Genomic DNA, 801 nt, shown 5'->3' with positions numbered 1-801 from the left:
CTAGGCACTACTGCGCCTCGTAGCGCCTGATCCGGGCTGCCGGAGAAAACCCTTATCCGGCAGCCCGGCCCTCTTTCTCCTCCTGGCCCGGCTCCGCCGTGCCCGAATTTCGGTGCGTCGACCGGCCGCCCCATTCCGTTCTGGGAGTTCCGAATGAATTCGAGAAGACGCGTGCGCCGAATGCTCATCGTAGCGGCGACAAGCGGCTCAATGATCCTCGCTATGTCGTCCACTGCCCACGCCGGAACAGATCCGACCGAGCCGGCTGCGGCGAGCGTGACCGCGGCCCTCTCCACGGTCCCCTGCGATCCCCATGGCACGACGAGTGCCGACAGCAGCCTGGCCACCGAGCTCAACGGCACACTCACCGACGAGCTGCACGGATACATGACCGCCTACCGGGTCTCCTGCGCCCGGATGATCGTCAAGGCGGTCCGCAATCGCGACCTGGCTCGCCGGGCCGCCGTCATCGCGGTCACCACCGCCATCGTGGAGTCGACCCTGCAGAACTACGACGAGTCGGACGACCACGACAGCCTCGGACTTTTTCAGCAGCGCGCGCCCTGGGGTACCGCGGCGCAGCGCACCGACCCGATCTGGGCCACCAACGCCTTCCTCAACAAGATGATCGACCTATATCCCAACGATTCCTGGATGACCGCGCCCATCGGCAAGGTCTGCCAGGACGTCCAGGTTTCCGCGTACCCGGACCGCTACGCCGTCCAGGTCAACGACGCCACCAAGATCGTGGATGCGGTCTGGGACTATGCCACGGACGTTATCGAGGTTTCGTCGTCCAGC

At 65.4% G+C, this 801-nt stretch carries 1 pseudogene; it reads left to right on the top strand.

Features of this window, described 5'->3' with window-relative positions:
- Window positions 1-222 precede the first annotated feature (222 nt).
- A pseudogene (locus ODJ79_RS46640) lies at window positions 223-801 on the top strand (VCBS repeat-containing protein); the annotation flags it as partial.

The sequence above is a fragment of the Actinoplanes sp. KI2 genome (assembly GCF_025630775.1).
In the GTDB taxonomy this organism is placed as follows: Bacteria; Actinomycetota; Actinomycetes; order Mycobacteriales; family Micromonosporaceae; genus Actinoplanes.
This window is presented reverse-complemented; position numbering and strand designations above follow the sequence as displayed.